Here is a 15,798-nt window from a genome sequence, read left to right as displayed (position 1 = left end):
GCGCCTACTGCGGGCCCGCGGGGGCCGGCCCGCCGAAGTCGAAGCCTTCGGGCTGGCGTCGGCGGCTCGGCCCGCCGAAGGCGTAGCTGAGGCCCACGAAGACGCCGCGCTGGCTCTGCCGCTGCTCGATGCGCTGCTTCAGCGTGGGCGTGTCGAGCACCAGGTTGAACTTGAAGGTGTCGAGCACGTCCTGGGCCATGACCGTGGCCGAGAGCTTCTCGGTGAACTTGTGGCGGTAGCCGATGTTCAGCATCCCCGTGCCTTCGCGGTAGCCCTGCGGCAGGAGCTGCTTGCCGTTGGCGAACAGGTTGAACTGCACGAAGTCCTTGGCCGTCACCTGCCAATTGAGGTTCGCGCGGCCGGAGACGGAGGCGCCCGAGCGGGTGCTGGCGAAGCCCAGGTTGCGGGCCTCGATCTCGGCCCAGAAGACGTTGGCGCTGACGTTGTAGGACAGCTTCGGGTTCAGCCGGCCGTTGGCCACCAGCTCCAGTCCCCCGTTGCGGCTCGAGCCCAGGTTCTCGCGGCGCGAAAGGAAGGCCCCGCCGCCCAGGTCGTAGATGACGTCCGTCGCCTCGTTCTCCCGCGCTCGGTAGTAGAGGGTCGCCAGGTAGAAGGTCTGGGCGCGGCGGTACTGGTATCCGAGCTCGAAGGAGTCGGTCTCCGCCGGCTCGAGCCCGGGATTGCCCTCCCGGAAGGTGAACTCGTCCTGGTAGAAGCGGAACGGGTTCAGCTCCTGCGGCTGCGGCCGCTGGATGCGCTTCGAATAGGCGAAGGTGAGCTGCTGGGCGTCGGACAGCTTGTAGCCCAGGTGCACGCTCGGGTAGGCGCGGAAGTAGTCGTTCTCGTCCTGGCGGCCGATGGTGACCTGCGTCAGGTCAACCAGCACCTGCTCCAGCCTTAAGCCCAGCTTGGCGGTGACCTCGCCGAACGGCCGCTCGTAGGTGCCGTAGAAGGCGTGGATCTGCTGCTCGAAGAGGAAGTGGTTGATCAGCTGGACGTCGGGCGTCAGCGCCGTGGGCGAGGGGCCGCGCGAGCCGGTGTTGTCGTAGTCGTTATCGTCGTACTGCAGATTGTAGCCAAGGTTCAGCTTGGCCTCGTCCGGCAGCGGCCGCTTGTAGTCGATCTTCAGCTCCGTCTGCTGCTGCACGAAGCGGCCGTTCAGGTCCTCGAACAGGTCCGGCAGGCCGCCGGCCCGCCCGAACGTCTGGTAGAAGCGGTGGCCCCGGAAGACGCCGCGCTCGAAGCTGGTGTCCGCCACCAGCTCGTGCTCTTCGCCGGAGAACTTGCGCCGCCAGCTGCCCGAGACTTCCTTGTTGTTGAACAGCGAGGTGGCCCCGCCGACGCGGTGGAAGCCGACCGGCCCGGCGATGCTCGTGCCGGTGAAGCGGTTGTACTGGCGGTTGGCGAAGTCCTGGTCGAAGAAGTTGGCCCGGCCGCTCAGCCGGTTCTTGTCGTCGAGGTCGTAGTCGACGCCCGCGCTGCCGTTCCAGAAGTCGCCGGCGCCGTAGAAGTCGCCGACCTGGGTGCTCTGAAAAATGGTGTGGCCGGTGGCCGCATCGGTGCGGCTGCGGGTGTCCTCCAGGTGGCCGTGGTTCTTGTCATGGCGGTAGCCGAGGTCGCCCGAGAGCGAGAGCTTCTTCGAATTGTAGCCGACGCTGCCGCTGGCCATGTAGCGCCCGTGCGAGCCGTACTGGGCGCGAACCGTGCCGGAGGCGCCGACGCCGCGGGCCTTCTTAGTGACCAGGTTGATCACGCCGGCGGTGCCCTCCGGGTTGAAGGCCGCCGACGGGTTGGTCATCACCTCGACGCGCTCGATCTGGTCGGCCGGGATCCGCTGCAGGGCGTCGGCGCGGCCCTCGCCCGAGAACATGGCGGACGGCTTGCCGTCGATCATGATGGTGACGTTGGGATCGCCGCGCAGGGAGAGGTTGCCCTGCACGTCGACATCCACGGAGGGGATGTTGCGCAGCGCGTCCCCGATCGAGCCGGTGGTCGCCTGCAGGTCGCCGGTCACCGAGTAGCTGCGGCGGTCGACGGAGGTGCGGACTTCCTGGCCCTGGCCGGTGACGGTGACCTCGCCGACGGTGGGCGGCGCACGACCCTGAGTAGGCGCCGGCGGACGCGCGGGCTGCTGCGCCGCGGGTGGCGCAGGCCGCTGCTGCGCGAACGCTGGCGACAGGGGGGCGATCGCCGCCGCAGCGGCGAGCAGCATCAGTCTTCGGCGCATTTCGTCCCCTCTGGCGGGCGCGGTACAGCCGAGCTCCGAGGCCTTTGATTACAACCAAGCGTGGCCGGAATGGGGTGAAGTTTACGTAAGGTTCCTGTGCAGCCCGCGCGCAGGAGTTTCAGAGGCCGCCGCCGAAGTCGAACCCGGGCTCGCGGGGCTTCTGGCCGTTGCCGCCGAAGGTCCACACCAGGCCCACGAAGGCCGCGCGGCCATTGCCGGTGAACTCCTGGCGCAGGCGCAGGGTGGGCGTGTCGATCCTCTGCACCTGCCGCAGGCTCGCGAACACATCGTTCCAGGTGACCAGGGCCGCGAGGTTGTCGGTCAGCTTGCGTCGGTAGCCGAGGTTCACGACCCCAATGGCGTCGAGCGTGCCCTGCGGCAGCAGCCGCTCGCCGTTCATGACGGCGTTCACCTGCACGAAGTCCTTCGCTGTCGGCTGCCAGTTGAGGTTCGCACGCCCGCCGAGCGTCGCGCCCGATCGCTTGCCGGGAAAGCCGAGCCCGGCGGCGTCGATCTCGTTCCAATAGGCGTTGACGCTGGCGTTGTAGGTGAGCTTGGCCGACAGACGTCCATTCGCCACCAGCTCCACCCCGGCGGCGCGGCCCCTGCCGAGGTTCTCCTTGGTGGTCAGCAGCACGCCGCCGGGCAGCTCGCGGATCACGTCGGTGAAGCCGTGGCGGCTCCGCCGGTAGTAGAGCGTCGCCTGGTAGAAGGTCCCGCCCTCGCGCCGCTGCCACAGCGCCTCGAAGGAGTCCGTCTCCTGCGGCTTGAGGTTGGGATTGCCCGAGCGGCGATCGAACGGCCCGCTGTAGGTGACGAACGGGTTCAGGTCGAACGGGAACGGCCGCTGGACGCGGCGGCTGTAGCTCACCGTCACCCGGTCGCGCTCGTTGAGCTGGTTGGAGACGTGCAGGCTGGGATAGGCGCGGAAGTAGTCGTTCTCCGCGGTGAGCCCGGTGGTCACCTGGTCGAGGTCGATGCGCACGTCCTCGAGCCGCAGGCCCGCCAGCACCGTCCAGTCGCCCAGCGGCTTCTCGTAGGTGACGTAGCCGGCGTTGATCTGCTGGGCGTACTTGAAGAGGTTGGTGAAGCCGGGGACGGAGGCGGCGTTCTCGTAGCGGTTGGCGTCGACCTGCAGCGCGTAGCCCGCCTTCAGCTTGGCCTCGCCGCCCAGCGGCCGGACGTAGTCGGCTTTCAACTCCGTCTGCCGCAAGGTCGGCGCGGCGGAGAAGTCGTCGCGCTGTTCGGGAGCCACCGGGACGATGTCGAAGACGCGCAATGGGCGATCGTTCTCCACCCGGGTGACCTCGTAGCTCGCGACCGCCGTGAGCTCGTGGTCCTGGCCGAACTTCCTGCGCCAGGTTCCCGAGAGTTCGCCGTTGGCGTGGTCGAGATCGCTGCGGCCGAGGCGCTGATAGGCGCGGACGACCCGGCCATCGGGGTCGCGGGCTTCGAAGCCTTCGAAGAGCTCGACTTCCGGAACGATGTTGAGGAAGCGCAGCTCGCCGCTGAGACGGTTCGCCTCGTCCAGGTCGTAGTCGACCCCGCCACGAAGGTTGAGGATCCGGCCGCGCCCGCGCTGGTCCGTCTGGCCAGAGCTGGAGGTGACGGCGCCGGTGGCGGGGTCGATGTACTCGCGTTGGTCGGTGAGCTTGAACTTCTGCGGGTCCGTCCGCCAACTGAAGGACCCGTTCAGCGCCAGGCGCTCGGCGTTATAGGCGCCGGTGAGGCCGCCGTTGGTGCGGCCCTCGGTGCCGTAGCTGGCGCGCACCGACCCCGAATAGCCGGGCTTGCGCGCCTTCTTGGTGACCAGGTTGATGATCCCTGCCGCGCCCTCCGGGCTGAACTCGGCGCTGGGATTGGTGATGACCTCGACGCGTTCGATCTGCTCGGCGGGCAGGGCCTGCAGCGCCGCGCCCCGGCCCTCGCCTCGGAACTGTCCGGAGGGCTTGCCGTCGATCATGATGGTGACGTTGGGATCGCCGCGCAGGGAGACGTTGCCCTGCACGTCGACCTCCACCGAAGGCACGTTGCGCAACCCATCGGCGATGGAGCCTGAGACGCTGCTGAGGTCCTTGGCCACGTTGTAGCTGGTGCGGTCGATGGAGGTGCGCACGTCCGGCGCCGCCCCGCTGACCACCACCTCGTCCACCGTCTTCGGAGGTGGGGGCTTGGGCGGCGGAGCCTGCGCGAGTGCGGCCCCAGGGGCAAGAAGCGCAAGCGGGGTGAGTGCCATCAGCGCCGACCGCATCTTGCCCCCCGTTAATTACGGGAGTAAGCTACTTACATCTGTAATCCATATCAAGCAGAAGCTGATGACCGTCGATCGACTGCGCGCCCGTTTCGCCGCCGCCGCCAGTGCGGCCCTGTTGTTCTGCGGACCTGCGGCGTTGGCCCAGGCGCCCGCGCCCAGCCTGGATGCAGCCGCGCGGCAGGCGGCGGTGCAGGCGGCCGCGAGCCGGCTGCGCGAGCGCTACGTCTTCCCGGACGTGGGCGCCCAGGCCGCGGAGAAGATCGAGAAGGCGCTCGCCTCAGGCGCCTACGATCAGATCAGCGATCCGCAGACGTTCGCCGACCGGCTCACGGCGGACCTCAGGGAGGTGACCAAGGACAAGCACCTCAACATCCGCGCTACCGGCCCGCAGCGGCCGCCTGCGGGGCCGCCCGGCCCCCCGCCGCCGCGCAGCGAAGGCGGCGTGGTGCGCGCCGACCGCCTGACCGGCGGGATCGGCTACGTGGAGGTGGCGGCGTTCCCGCCGCCGGGCGTGTTCAAGCCGGCCGTCGACCGGGCCCTGGCGGGGCTGAAGGACGCCCCGGCCCTGATCATCGACCTGCGGCGCAATGGCGGGGGCTCGCCGCAAAGCGTCGCCTATCTCGTCAGCCACTTCGTCGATCCGGCCAAGCCCATGCTCATCAACGAGTTCTTTGACCGCCGCGCCGGGAGCACCGAATACGACAAAAAGGCTTCGATGAGCGTGCCGACGCCGATCTCGCTGCGCGGCAAGCCGGTCTATGTGCTGACCAGCGCGCGCACCTTCTCCGGCGGCGAGGAGTTCGCCTACGACATGCAGGCGTTCAAGCTGGGCGTGCTGGTGGGGGAGACCACCGGCGGCGGCGCCAACCCGGGCGGCGGCGGGCCCCTGACGCCGCAGTTCGCCATGTTCACGCCAGACGCGCGCCCCGTGAACCCGGTCACCAAGACCAACTGGGAAGGGGTGGGCGTGAAGCCAGACATCGCCGTGCCGGCCGGCGAGGCGCTGAAGACGGCGCTGCAGAAGCTCGGCCAGGCGCCGGAGGACGGCGCGGTCGAGACGCTGTCGCAGGCGCGCCTCTTCACCCCCCGCACGACGCCGCAGCCGGGGAGCGAGAGCGCGGTACGCGTGCTCGCCGAGGGCCTGGCCAGCGGCGCGCCGAAGTACGAGGCCATGACACCGGACGTGGCGCAGATCACCCGCGACCAACTGGCCAGCTTGAAGCCGCAGTTCGCCGGACTGGGCGCGATCCAGAGCATCTCCTTCGCCAGCGTGGGTCCCGCCGGGATGGACCGCTACGAGCTGAAGGGGGCCACAGGGTCGATGGTGGTCGCGATCTTCCTGGACGCCGGCGGGAAGGTCGCGGGCGTCGGGCTGGAACCTCCGCGGCCCCACTAGCCGCCCCCCTCGGATTCTGCGGCCACAGGTGTAGGATAGGTCTCGTCTGGAACGTCCTTTGGGGGGAGGTGCTCAGATGACCCAAGCGATCCAACTGCTCGTCGGGACCCGCAAGGGAGCCTGGATCTACAGGAGCGACGCGGCCCGGCAGGGCTGGTCCGTCGAGGGCCCGCTGTTCCTGGGCCAGATCATCAACCACTTCGTGGCCGATCCGCGGGACGGCAGGACGCTGCTCGCGGCCGCGGCGACCGGGCACCTGGGGCCGACCCTGCAGCGCTCCACCGACGGCGGCCGCACCTGGGCCGAGGTGAAGCAGCCGCCGGCCTTTCCCAAGGGGGACCCGCACGGCAGGTCGGTGCACCACACCTTCTGGCTCCAGCCCGGCCACGCCGACGAGCCCGGCGTCTGGTGGGCGGCCACCTCGCCGCCCGGCCTGTTCCGCAGCGCCGACGGCGGCGACACCTGGGAGCCGGTGTCGGGGCTGAACGACCATCCGATGTACATGGAGTGGCTGCCGCCCGAGGGCGGGACGCCGGACGGGGCGATGGTCGCCGGCATCTGCATCGACCCGCGCGACAAGGGCCACATGTACCTGGCCACGTGCTCGGCGGGCGTGCTGGAGACCACCGACTACGGCGCGACCTGGCGGCCGCTGAACCAGAACGTCGAGGCCAACTTCCTGCCGGACCCGTATCCGGAGTACGGCCAGGACAGCCATCAGATCGCGCTGGCGCCGACCAATCCCGACCGCATCTGGCAGCAGAACCACTGCGGCATCTACCGGCTCGACCGGCCCGGCGAGCGCTGGGAGCGGATCGGCAACGCCATGCCGAAGGAGGTCGGCGACATCGGCTTCTCGATCGTGCCGCACCCCCGCTGCGACAAGACCGCGTGGGTCTGGCCGATGGACGGGACGGAGGTCTGGCCGCGGGTAAGTCCGGGCGGCAGGCCGGCCGCCTATCGCACCCGCGACGGCGGCGAGACCTGGGAGCGGCAGGACCGCGGATTCCCCGCAGAGCAGGGCTGGTTCACGGTCAAGCGCCAGGCGTTCGTCGGCGACGGGGGCGACCCGCATGGCCTATATCTCGGCACCACCGGCGGGGAGATCTGGATGAGCGGCGACGAGGGCGACAGCTGGCGCCAGATCGCCGCGCACCTGCCGGAGATCTATTCGGTGAGCGCCGCGCACGTCCGATGATCAGCGTCTTCATACCCTCGCAGCTCACCTCCTACACCGGCGGCGCGACGCGCGCGGCGGCGGAAGGCGCGACGGTGGCCGAGGCCCTTGATGACCTCGACCGCCGCTTCCCGGGGCTGAAGTTCCGCGTCGTCGACGAGCAGGACCGCGTCCGCAGGCACATGCGGATCTTCGTCGGCCAGGAGGAGACCCGCGACGTCGCCCGCCCGTTGAGGGCGGGCGACGAGCTGCTGATCTTCGGCGCGCTCTCCGGCGGCTAGAACCGCAGGACGCGGGCTTCCTTGACGTGCGGCAGGGCCTGGATGGCGCCCAGCAGCTTGTCCGACGGGTCCTGGTCGACGCCGACCATGGCGATAGCGTCCTGGCCCATGGTGACGCGGCCGAGGTTGAAGGTGGCGATGTTGATCTCGTGCTCGGCGAGCAGGCCGCCCAGCGCCCCGATGAAGCCCGGCTTGTCCAGGTTGTTGACGTAGAGCATCCGCGGCGAGAACGGCGCGTCGAGGTCCATGCCCTTCACCTCGACGATGCGCGGCGCGCCGGCGAGCACGGAGCCGGCGAAGCCGCGGCGGCCTTTCTCGGTCTCGATGACGATGCGCATCAGGCTCTCGTAGATCGGCGAGTCCTCCTGCTTGGACTCCGACACCGAGATGCCGCGGTCCTTGGCGATGGCCGGCGCCGAGACCATGTTCACCTCGGCCAGCATGGGCCGCATGATCCCGGCCAGCGCCGCGGCCGTCATCGGCTTGGTGTTGAGCTTGGCGACCTCGCCCTCGTAGGCAATGTCGATGCCCTTGATGCCGTAGTCGACCATCTGGCCGGCGAGGGCGCCGAGCTTCTCCGCGAGCGCGATGAAGGGTTTGAGGCGCGGGGCCTCCTCGGCGGTGACCGACGGGCTGTTCAGCGCATTGGTGACGGCGCCGGTGATCAGGTAGTCGCTCATCTGCTCGGCGACCTGCAGCGCCACCTTCTCCTGGGCCTCGTTGGTGGAGGCGCCGAGGTGCGGGGTGGCGATGAAGTTCTCCGCCCCGAACAGCGGGTTCTCCTTGGCCGGCTCCTCGACGAAGACATCGAAGGCGGCCCCGCCGACGTGGCCCTCGTCGAGCAGCTTGCGCAGCGCCACCTCGTCGACGAGCCCGCCGCGAGCGCAGTTGACGATCAGCACGCCCTTCTTGGTCTTCGCGAGGTTCTTCGCCGACAGGATGTTCTTGGTCTTGTCGGTGAGCGGCGTGTGCAGGGTGATGATGTCGGCGCGCTTCAGGAGCGCGTCGAGCTCGACCTTCTCCACGCCGATCTCCACCGCCCGCTCAGGGCTGAGGAACGGGTCGTAGGCGACCACGTGCATCTTCAGGCCGTTGGCGCGGTCGGCGACGATGCCGCCGATGTTGCCGGCCCCGATCAGGCCCAGCGTCTTGCCGTAGAGCTCTACGCCCATGAAGCGGTTCTTCTCCCACTTGCCGGCCTGGGTGGAGGCGTCCGCGGCGGGGAGTTGGCGGGCCAGCGCGAACATCATGGCGATGGCGTGCTCGGCGGTGGTGATCGAGTTGCCGAAGGGCGTGTTCATGACCACCACGCCGGCGGCGGTGGCCGCGGGGATGTCGACGTTGTCGACGCCGATGCCGGCGCGGCCGATGACCTTCAGCTTCTTGGCCGCGGCGATGACGTCCTTGTCGGCCTTGGTGGCGGAGCGGACGGCCAGGCCGTCGTAGTCGCCGATGATCTTGAGGAGCTCGTCCTTCGACAGGCCGGTCTTCACGTCGGCGTCGACGCCGCGCTCCTTGAAGATGTTGACGGCGGCGGGCGAGAGCTTGTCTGCGATGAGCACGCGGGGCATGGGCGGATGTCCTGAGGCGGAGACCTCCCCCGAGCTTCGGGAGAGGGACTTTGATGTGGGATGCCGCGAAGGGGCGGCGGCTTAGGCGGCTTGCAGCTCGGAGGCGACGGTGGCGAAGGCCCAGTCGAGCCAGGGCGTCAGCGCGTCCAGGTCGGCAGTGTCGACGGTGGCGCCGCACCAGATCCGCAGGCCCGGAGGGGCGTCGCGGTAGCCGCCGACGTCGAGGGCCACGCCTTCCTTCTCGAGCACGGACGCGAGCTTCTTGGCGAAGTCGGCCTGGGCGTCCTCGGCAAGCGAGGTGACCCGGCTGTCGATCACATTCAGGCACACCGAGGTGTTGGAGCGGATCGCGGGATCCTCGGCCAGGAAGGCGGCCCAGGGCGCGCGCTGCGTCCAGGCTTCCAGCACCGCGAGGTTGGCGTCGGCGCGGCGCTTCATCTCGGCCACGCCGCCGATCGAGGCGGCCCACTTCAGGGCGTCGATGTAGTCCTCGACGCACAGCATGGAGGGCGTGTTGATCGTGGCGCCTTCGAAGATGTCGAGGCTGACCTTGCCGCCTTTGGTCATGCGGAAGAGCTTCGGCATCGGCCAGGCCGGCGTGTAGCTCTCCAGCCGAGCGACGGCGCGGGGGCCGAGGATCAGGACGCCATGCGCGCCCTCCCCGCCCAGCGCCTTCTGCCACGAGAAGGTGACCACATCGAGCTTCGCCCAGTCCAGCGTCTGGGCGAAGGCCGCCGAGGTGGCGTCACAGATCGTGATGCCTTCACGGTCGGCGGCGATGAAATCGGCGTTCGGAACGCGCACGCCAGACGTGGTGCCGTTCCAGGTGAAGACCAGGTCGGCGTCCTTGCGAACCTTGGTGAGGTCGGGCAGCTCGCCGTAGTCGGCGCCGAGCACCTCGGCCTCCAGCTTCAGCTGTTTGGTCACGTCGGTGACCCAGTCCTTGCCGAAGCTCTCGAAGGCCAGCAGCTGCACCGGCTTCGGGCCCAGCATCGACCACATGGCCATCTCCACGGCGCCGGTGTCCGAGCCGGGGACGATGCCGATCAGGAAGTCGTCAGGCACCTCCAGGACCTCGCGGGTGCGGTCGATGGCTTCCTTCAGCCGAGCCTTGCCGAGCTTGGAGCGATGCGACCGCCCGAGCACTGCATTGGAGAGATTTTCAGGGGTCCATCCGGGGCGCTTGGCGCACGGGCCGGAAGAGAACTCGGGACGAGCCGGGCGCATGGCCGGCTTCGGCGGGGTAGTCATTGCGATGTCTCCCATCCTTGCAGATGGACTGCGCCCCGTTGGGAGGGCGTGGCCCGCCGGCCAAAGGCCTTCGTTCTCGCTGCAGCGCAAGAGAAACTTTCTGAAAGCGGTTTTGAGCGGCGCTCTGTCGCGGCGCGTGGTTTACGGCCGGTTATGAAGCGCGGGGCGGCGATCGACTGGGTGGTGCTGGGCCTGCTTGTGGCCTGGTGGAGCTCGTCGTTCGCGGTGCTGAAGCTGGCCACCGCCCACTTCTCGCCGATGTGGAACACGGCCATCCGGCTGATCGTGGCGATCCCTGTGCTGGTGGCGGTGCTCGCCTCGCGCGGCCAGCCGCTGCCGGGCCGCCGCGACCCGCTGTGGCGCGCCTACGCCTTCATCGGCCTGATCGGCATGGCCATACCGTTCGCGCTCTACGCCTATTCGGCCCAGCGGCTGCCGAGCGCGGTCAACGCCATCTGCAACGGCGCGTCGCCGATCTTCACGGGCATCCTCGGCCACATGGTGCTGGCGGACGATCGGCTGACCGCGCGCAAGGCCGGCGGCGTGCTGCTGGGCTTCGCCGGGCTGGTGGTGCTGGTGGCGCCGAAGTTCTCGCAAGGGATGACCGTGGAAGCCGCCGGCCTGATCGCGGCGCTGATCGGCGCCGTGCTCTATGCGGTCTCCAATGTGCTCACGAGGACTGCGCCGCCGGCGCCCTCGGCTGTGGGGGCTCTGCTGATGTGCCTGTGGGCCGCGCCCGTGGCGCTGGCCGGCGCGCTGGTGCTGGAGCCGATCCCGTCCTGGCCGCCGCTGCCGTCGCTGCTGGCGGTGCTGGCCATGGGGGTGATCTCAACGGCGCTGGGGACGATCGGCTACGTCTTCCTGATCCACCGCCGGGGGCCGCTGTTCATGTCGATGGCGATCTACCTGGCGCCGCTGGGCGCCACGGCGCTCGGCGTGCTGGCGCTGGGCGAGCGGCCGGGCTGGCCGGCGATCGCGGCGCTCGCGCTGATCCTGGCGGGGGTGGGGCTGGTCACGCTGACGCCGCGGCCGAAAGCGGCCGCCTAGGTGGGATGGTCAGCGCCCGGCCGACCTGCGGCCACCTTCCGGCGCTTGATCTCCGTAAGGGCGGTGGCCACGGCGACGCAGAGACACACAAGAAAGAAGTCGAGGTTGTTCAGCCGAACGCTCAAGACGTCCCGGGCCCTGTCCATGACGAGGTAGTACGCCTGGAGCGTAAACTGCAGCCCGTACAGCAGCATGACCGCCCCTAGCCATGCGCTGGCGAACCGCACCGCCACCCCAAGGAGGATGAGGGCGGTTATGCCGTCGATAAGCAAGGTGCCGATCTGGGCTTGGCCCAGCAGTTCGTTGATGAGCGCCGCGACCAGGTTCGCGAGAATCACCGCCGCGCCGATGCGCTCGTCCTTACCGCCTCTGATCAGGGCGAATACGCAGGCAGACACTCCGAAGAGGATCAGTGCCGCGAGCAGAGGTTCCACAGGCATCTTGCTGCACCCCTAGGTTCAAAGGGGTGCAGCAAGCGTTAATGACGAAGAATTAACCTTAGCCGACGTCGCGCAGAACGGTGGCGTCTTCGTGCGCGCCCGTGGGCGCGTTTTCGGACTGGAAGCCCATCTTCGTGCGGATGCCGAGGCGCAGCTTGGCCTCATGCAGTTCCTCGTGCACGGCCACCATGGCGGTGCGCGCGTCGCTAAGCGCCTTCATGGCGTCCATCAGCTTCACTTGCGTGCCGTCCGCGAACGTGAGCGGCGCGTTCACGTCTTTCCGGGCGGCCAGCATAACGCTCATGAACTCGGCGGCTTCGGTCAGAGCCGTGTCGACAGCCGCTTCCGTCGCGTAGAGCTTCTCCGCGACTTGCTTGGCCACAAAAATCTTTTCCATAAGCACCCCTCCAGGCGATTTCCCGACGAGATACACGGTAAACGAATGGTGAAGCTTCCGGCAATCGTTTTACGAGTGGTTAAGTACGATTTTTACCGCTCGGGGTTGTAGCGTGGCGCGGCCGCTACACTTCACGTTAAAGGCGAGTGCTGCTCGCCGGAAGCGAAGCGTTAGGAGTTAGGCTTTACAACCGGCGGCTCGTGCAGAAGCCCGCGAGCGTCATGACACCCCCTGCCGGTCAGAAAGATCAGGCCCCCGTCGCCACCTTCCACGCCCGCATTGCGAGCGTCGGACTTGTCACGACCCTGGTGGTGCTGCTGGCGGCCTGCGGCACCTTCATGCTGCAGCAGTGGGCGGTGGCGAAGGCCCAGTCGCACCAGACCTACGAAGCCCTGGCGAAGATCACCGCCGAGAGCATGGCGCCCGCCGTCGTCGAGCGCGACCAGGTCCACGTCCAGGCGCCGCTGGCCTCGCTGGAGAACAGCGCCAACGTCATCTCCGCCCGGGCGGTCGACCTCAATGGTCGGCCGCTGGCGGCCTACGAGTCCCGGACCGCCAAGCCGAACGCGCCGCGCGAGACGCTGAAGGCCGATATCGTCGCCGGCGGCCACAAGCTCGGCGAGCTGTCGCTGACGGTCGCGACGCCGCAGCTCGGGCCCATGCTGCCGAAGTTCGTCGCGCTCACCTTCGTGTTGCTGTTCGGCGGCATCGGGGTGGCGCTGTTCCTGGCCCGCAGCCTGGCCGGACGGGTGATCCGCCCGGTGCAGGAACTGTCGGAGGCCATGCACGAGGTCGCGGCCGGCGGCAGCTTCGAGCCTGTCAACGTCGTGGCGCACGACGAGCTGTTCCGCAGCCTGACAGACAGCTTCAACCACCTGCTGCGCAAGCTTGGCGAGCGCGAGGCCGACCTGAAGCGCACCCTGCGCGAGCTGGAGGCCGCCCGGGACGAGGCCAACGCCGCCAACACGCTGAAGACCCAGTTCCTGGCCAATATGAGCCACGAGATCCGCACGCCGCTGAACGGCGTACTGGCCATGGCCGAGGTGATGGCCATGGGCGAGCTGGAGGCCAAGCAGCGCGACCGCCTGGACATCATCCGCCAGTCGGGGGGCCTGCTGCTGGCGGTGCTGAACGACGTGCTCGACCTCTCCAAGATCGAGGCCGGCAAGCTGACCCTGATCGTCGACGACTTCGAGCTGGAGCCGACGCTGTCGGCGACCCGCGACAGCTTCGCGGTCATGGCCCGCGGCAAGGGCCTGGGCTACAACGTCGAGGTCACGCCGGACGCCATGGGCTGGTGGCGCGGCGACGCCGACCGCCTGCGCCAGGTGCTCGGCAACCTGCTCTCCAACGCCGTGAAGTTCACGCCCCAGGGCTCGGTCCAGGGGCTGGTGGACGTCAACCCGAAGAGCGGCGCCCTGCGCATCGTGGTCAAGGACACCGGCATCGGCATCGCGCCGCAGAAGCTGCCGACGCTGTTCGAGAAGTTCACCCAGGCCGACAACTCGGCCACCCGCCGCTTCGGCGGCACCGGCCTCGGCCTCGCCATCTGCCGCGAGCTCGTCCAGATGATGGGCGGCTCCATCGACGTGCAGAGCCGCGAGGGCAAGGGCTCCACCTTCACCGTCGAACTGCCCCTGAAGCGCGGCCAGGTCGCCGAGGGCCGCCAGGAAGCGGTGGCCAAGCGCGACGAGCAGAACCTCCGCCTGCTGGCCGCCGAGGACAATCCCACCAATCAGCAGGTGCTGCGCGCGGTCATGGACAGCCTCGACATCGACCTCGACGTCGTGGCCGACGGCAAGCAGGCGGTGGAAGCCTGGCGCATGGGCGCCTACGACCTGATCCTCATGGACATCCAGATGCCGGTCATGGACGGCATCGCAGCGGCCCGCGCGATCCGGCAGACGGAGCGGCAGGAAAAGCGGCCGCGCACCCCGATCGTCGCGCTCACCGCCAACGCCCTGTCCCACCAGGTGGCCGAGTACCTGGCGGCCGGCATGGACGGCCACGTGGCCAAGCCCATCGAGATCGCCAAGCTCTACGAGGCGATCTCCGCCGCCCTTAACGCGGCGGCCACCGGCGGCGTCGCCCCGGCTGAGGCCCAGACCAACGCGGCCTGACGCGGGCCTGACGCGGGCCTGAACAGGCCCTCACCTAGCTGAACGCAACACAACGCCAGGCTCAGACTGGCGTCATGGCCCGTGTGGTTTTCTCCAGTCCATCGAGGCCGGGCTTCCCCGGCGAACGAGGTCTTGGAGGACCCGCTCATGAAGAAGATCCTGATCGCTCTGGCGGCCACCACCGCGCTCGCCGCCGCAGCCGCCCCCGCCGCCGCCCAGGACTGGCGCCGCGACAACGACCGTCAGTGGGACCAGCGCTATGAGCAGCGCTACGACCGCCGCGGCGACCACCGGCTGACCAGCGCCTACGTCGACAGCCTGGAGTGGAAGATCCACAACGCGGCGCAGGAGCGCCGCATCTCCCGCCAGGAAGCCCGCCAGCTGATGGCCGAGTTCCGCCAGGTGCAGACCCTTGCCCATCGCGTCGAAACCGGCCGCGCCTCCGGCTGGGAGCGCCAGCGCCTCACGCGGGTCGTCGACCGGATCGAGCAGGCCGTGAACACCCGCGCCCGCTACGACCGTCGCGACCGCGACTACGGATACGGCTACGGCGGCGACTACCGCCGCTAAGCCGCCAGGCGCCCGCTCCTCCTCCCCCCGTCCCCCTGGTGGGGCGGGCGCCGAACTTCTCCCTCGACCACCCTTCAGCCCCTGAAAGGACGAAGACCATGAAGAAGATCGCCACCCTCGCCGTCGTCGCCGCCACGGCGCTGACCGCCGCCGCCACCACCGCCACGGCCCAGCCGTACGGTTACGGCTACGGACGGGATCGCTGGGAGCCCATCAACGCCCGTCAGGCCCAGCTCGAGCGGCGCATCGAGCGCGGCATCCAGCGCGGCGCGCTCACCCCGGCCGAGGCCCGCCGGCTGCACAGCCAGTTCCGCCAGCTGGCGCGCCTCGAGGCCCGCTACCGCATCAACGGCCTCACCATGGGCGAACGGGCCGACCTCGACCGCCGCTTCGATCGGCTGGCCGCGGCCGTCCGCTTCGAGAGCCGCGACCGCGACTACGGCTATGGGTACGGCTACCGCTAACCCCGCGCCCCGTCTCTAAAGGGCGTCAAGCGTGGCCCCGGCTGGCAACAGCCGGGGCCACGTTCATTTTCGGTTCATGTAATCGCATGAAACCAACCGGTTTCACGTGAGTTTCTATGGCCACATCCGAAGCAGAGGGACGACCAAGGCAGAGGATACGATTATGAACACGCTCAAGACTATTGGTATCGTTGCAGCTTCTACACTCACGCTCGGGGCGGCTGCTGCCACGCCTGCTATGGCTCAGCCCTGGCGCGCACCGGTTGTCACTTACGATCGACCGCTGACGTCTTCCTACGTAGACAGCCTTGACTGGCGGATCAACAACGCCGCCCGCATGGGCGAGATCAGCTGGAACCAGGCGGCGAACCTGAGGGCGCAGTTGCGTACGGTGCAGCCCATCGCCTACCGCGTCCAGACCGGCGTCGCCTCGCACGGCGAGTACCGTCGCCTGGCCCGTGTCGTCGACCGCATCGAGCGGATGACCGCCACCAGCTACGCCAGCCGGCGCGCCCCGCCGTACGCCTACGGCTACGGCTGGCGCTAACCCCTCCAGGACAGCTGGCCCAAGCGCCCCCGGAGCGATCCGGGGGCGTTCTGCCG

At 69.0% G+C, this 15,798-nt stretch carries 14 protein-coding genes; 8 read left to right on the top strand and 6 right to left on the bottom strand.

Annotated elements, in window-relative coordinates; translation table 11 throughout:
* Window positions 1–4: 4 nt before the first annotated feature.
* A complete protein-coding gene (locus VIL76_RS15115; RefSeq protein ID WP_332045858.1) occupies window positions 5–2,227 on the bottom strand; it encodes a TonB-dependent receptor domain-containing protein in 2,223 nt (740 codons plus the stop codon).
* Window positions 2,228–2,345: 118 nt separating this feature from the next.
* Window positions 2,346–4,478, bottom strand: a complete 2,133-nt coding sequence (locus tag VIL76_RS15110; RefSeq protein WP_332045857.1) for an outer membrane beta-barrel family protein — start codon at window positions 4,476–4,478, stop codon at window positions 2,346–2,348.
* A gap of 64 nt (window positions 4,479–4,542) precedes the next feature.
* On the opposite strand from VIL76_RS15110, the gene VIL76_RS15105 reads away from it, so the two are divergent.
* From VIL76_RS15105 to VIL76_RS15095, 3 genes are all read left to right on the top strand, one after another.
* A complete protein-coding gene (locus tag VIL76_RS15105; protein ID WP_332045856.1) occupies window positions 4,543–5,877 on the top strand; it encodes a S41 family peptidase in 1,335 nt (444 codons plus the stop codon).
* 76 nt (window positions 5,878–5,953) lie between these two features.
* Entirely contained in the window at window positions 5,954–7,075 is a 1,122-nt protein-coding gene (locus VIL76_RS15100) for a glycosyl hydrolase (RefSeq protein WP_332045855.1), read from the top strand.
* Complete coding sequence (locus VIL76_RS15095; protein WP_332045854.1) at window positions 7,072–7,335, top strand: MoaD/ThiS family protein; 264 nt, start codon at window positions 7,072–7,074, stop codon at window positions 7,333–7,335. The genes VIL76_RS15100 and VIL76_RS15095 overlap by 4 nt, the downstream gene beginning before the upstream one ends.
* Here the strand turns inward: VIL76_RS15095 and serA are convergent.
* Both serA and VIL76_RS15085 read right to left on the bottom strand, forming a co-directional pair.
* Window positions 7,332–8,906, bottom strand: coding sequence for a phosphoglycerate dehydrogenase (serA, locus tag VIL76_RS15090; protein ID WP_332045853.1), 1,575 nt, complete (start codon window positions 8,904–8,906; stop codon window positions 7,332–7,334). The genes VIL76_RS15095 and serA overlap by 4 nt on opposite strands.
* Window positions 8,907–8,987: 81 nt before the next feature.
* Complete coding sequence (locus tag VIL76_RS15085) at window positions 8,988–10,157, bottom strand: phosphoserine transaminase (protein WP_332045852.1); 1,170 nt, start codon at window positions 10,155–10,157, stop codon at window positions 8,988–8,990.
* Between the two features lie 153 nt (window positions 10,158–10,310).
* Here VIL76_RS15085 and VIL76_RS15080 point away from each other — a divergent pair, with 153 nt between their 5' ends.
* Window positions 10,311–11,204 carry a DMT family transporter gene (locus VIL76_RS15080; RefSeq protein WP_332045851.1) on the top strand — a complete coding sequence of 298 codons (894 nt, stop codon included), beginning with the start codon at window positions 10,311–10,313 and terminating at the stop codon, window positions 11,202–11,204.
* Here VIL76_RS15080 and VIL76_RS15075 read toward each other — a convergent pair.
* Entirely contained in the window at window positions 11,201–11,644 is a 444-nt protein-coding gene (locus tag VIL76_RS15075; RefSeq protein ID WP_332045850.1) for a hypothetical protein, read from the bottom strand. The two genes, VIL76_RS15080 and VIL76_RS15075, sit on opposite strands and share 4 nt — an antisense overlap.
* A gap of 58 nt (window positions 11,645–11,702) precedes the next feature.
* The gene (locus VIL76_RS15070) at window positions 11,703–12,041 is read right to left on the bottom strand and encodes a hypothetical protein (protein WP_332045849.1); all 339 of its coding nucleotides are present in this window, start codon (window positions 12,039–12,041) and stop codon (window positions 11,703–11,705) included.
* Window positions 12,042–12,262: 221 nt separating this feature from the next.
* Between VIL76_RS15070 and VIL76_RS15065 the strand changes: the two genes are divergently transcribed.
* From VIL76_RS15065 to VIL76_RS15050, 4 genes are all read left to right on the top strand, one after another.
* Window positions 12,263–14,161 carry an ATP-binding protein gene (locus VIL76_RS15065; protein ID WP_332045848.1) on the top strand — a complete coding sequence of 633 codons (1,899 nt, stop codon included), beginning with the start codon at window positions 12,263–12,265 and terminating at the stop codon, window positions 14,159–14,161.
* 147 nt (window positions 14,162–14,308) lie between these two features.
* Window positions 14,309–14,731, top strand: coding sequence for a hypothetical protein (locus VIL76_RS15060; protein WP_332045847.1), 423 nt, complete (start codon window positions 14,309–14,311; stop codon window positions 14,729–14,731).
* Between the two features lie 98 nt (window positions 14,732–14,829).
* A complete protein-coding gene (locus tag VIL76_RS15055; RefSeq protein WP_332045846.1) occupies window positions 14,830–15,195 on the top strand; it encodes a hypothetical protein in 366 nt (121 codons plus the stop codon).
* 337 nt (window positions 15,196–15,532) lie between these two features.
* Window positions 15,533–15,742 carry a hypothetical protein gene (locus VIL76_RS15050; RefSeq protein ID WP_332045845.1) on the top strand — a complete coding sequence of 70 codons (210 nt, stop codon included), beginning with the start codon at window positions 15,533–15,535 and terminating at the stop codon, window positions 15,740–15,742.
* The last annotated feature ends 56 nt before the right edge of the window (window positions 15,743–15,798 follow it).

Origin of the sequence: Phenylobacterium sp. (assembly GCF_036563285.1) — a bacterium.
In the GTDB taxonomy this organism is placed as follows: domain Bacteria; phylum Pseudomonadota; class Alphaproteobacteria; order Caulobacterales; family Caulobacteraceae; genus Phenylobacterium.
Note: the sequence above shows the minus strand (reverse complement) of the source record. Positions and strands in the feature narration are given on the sequence as shown.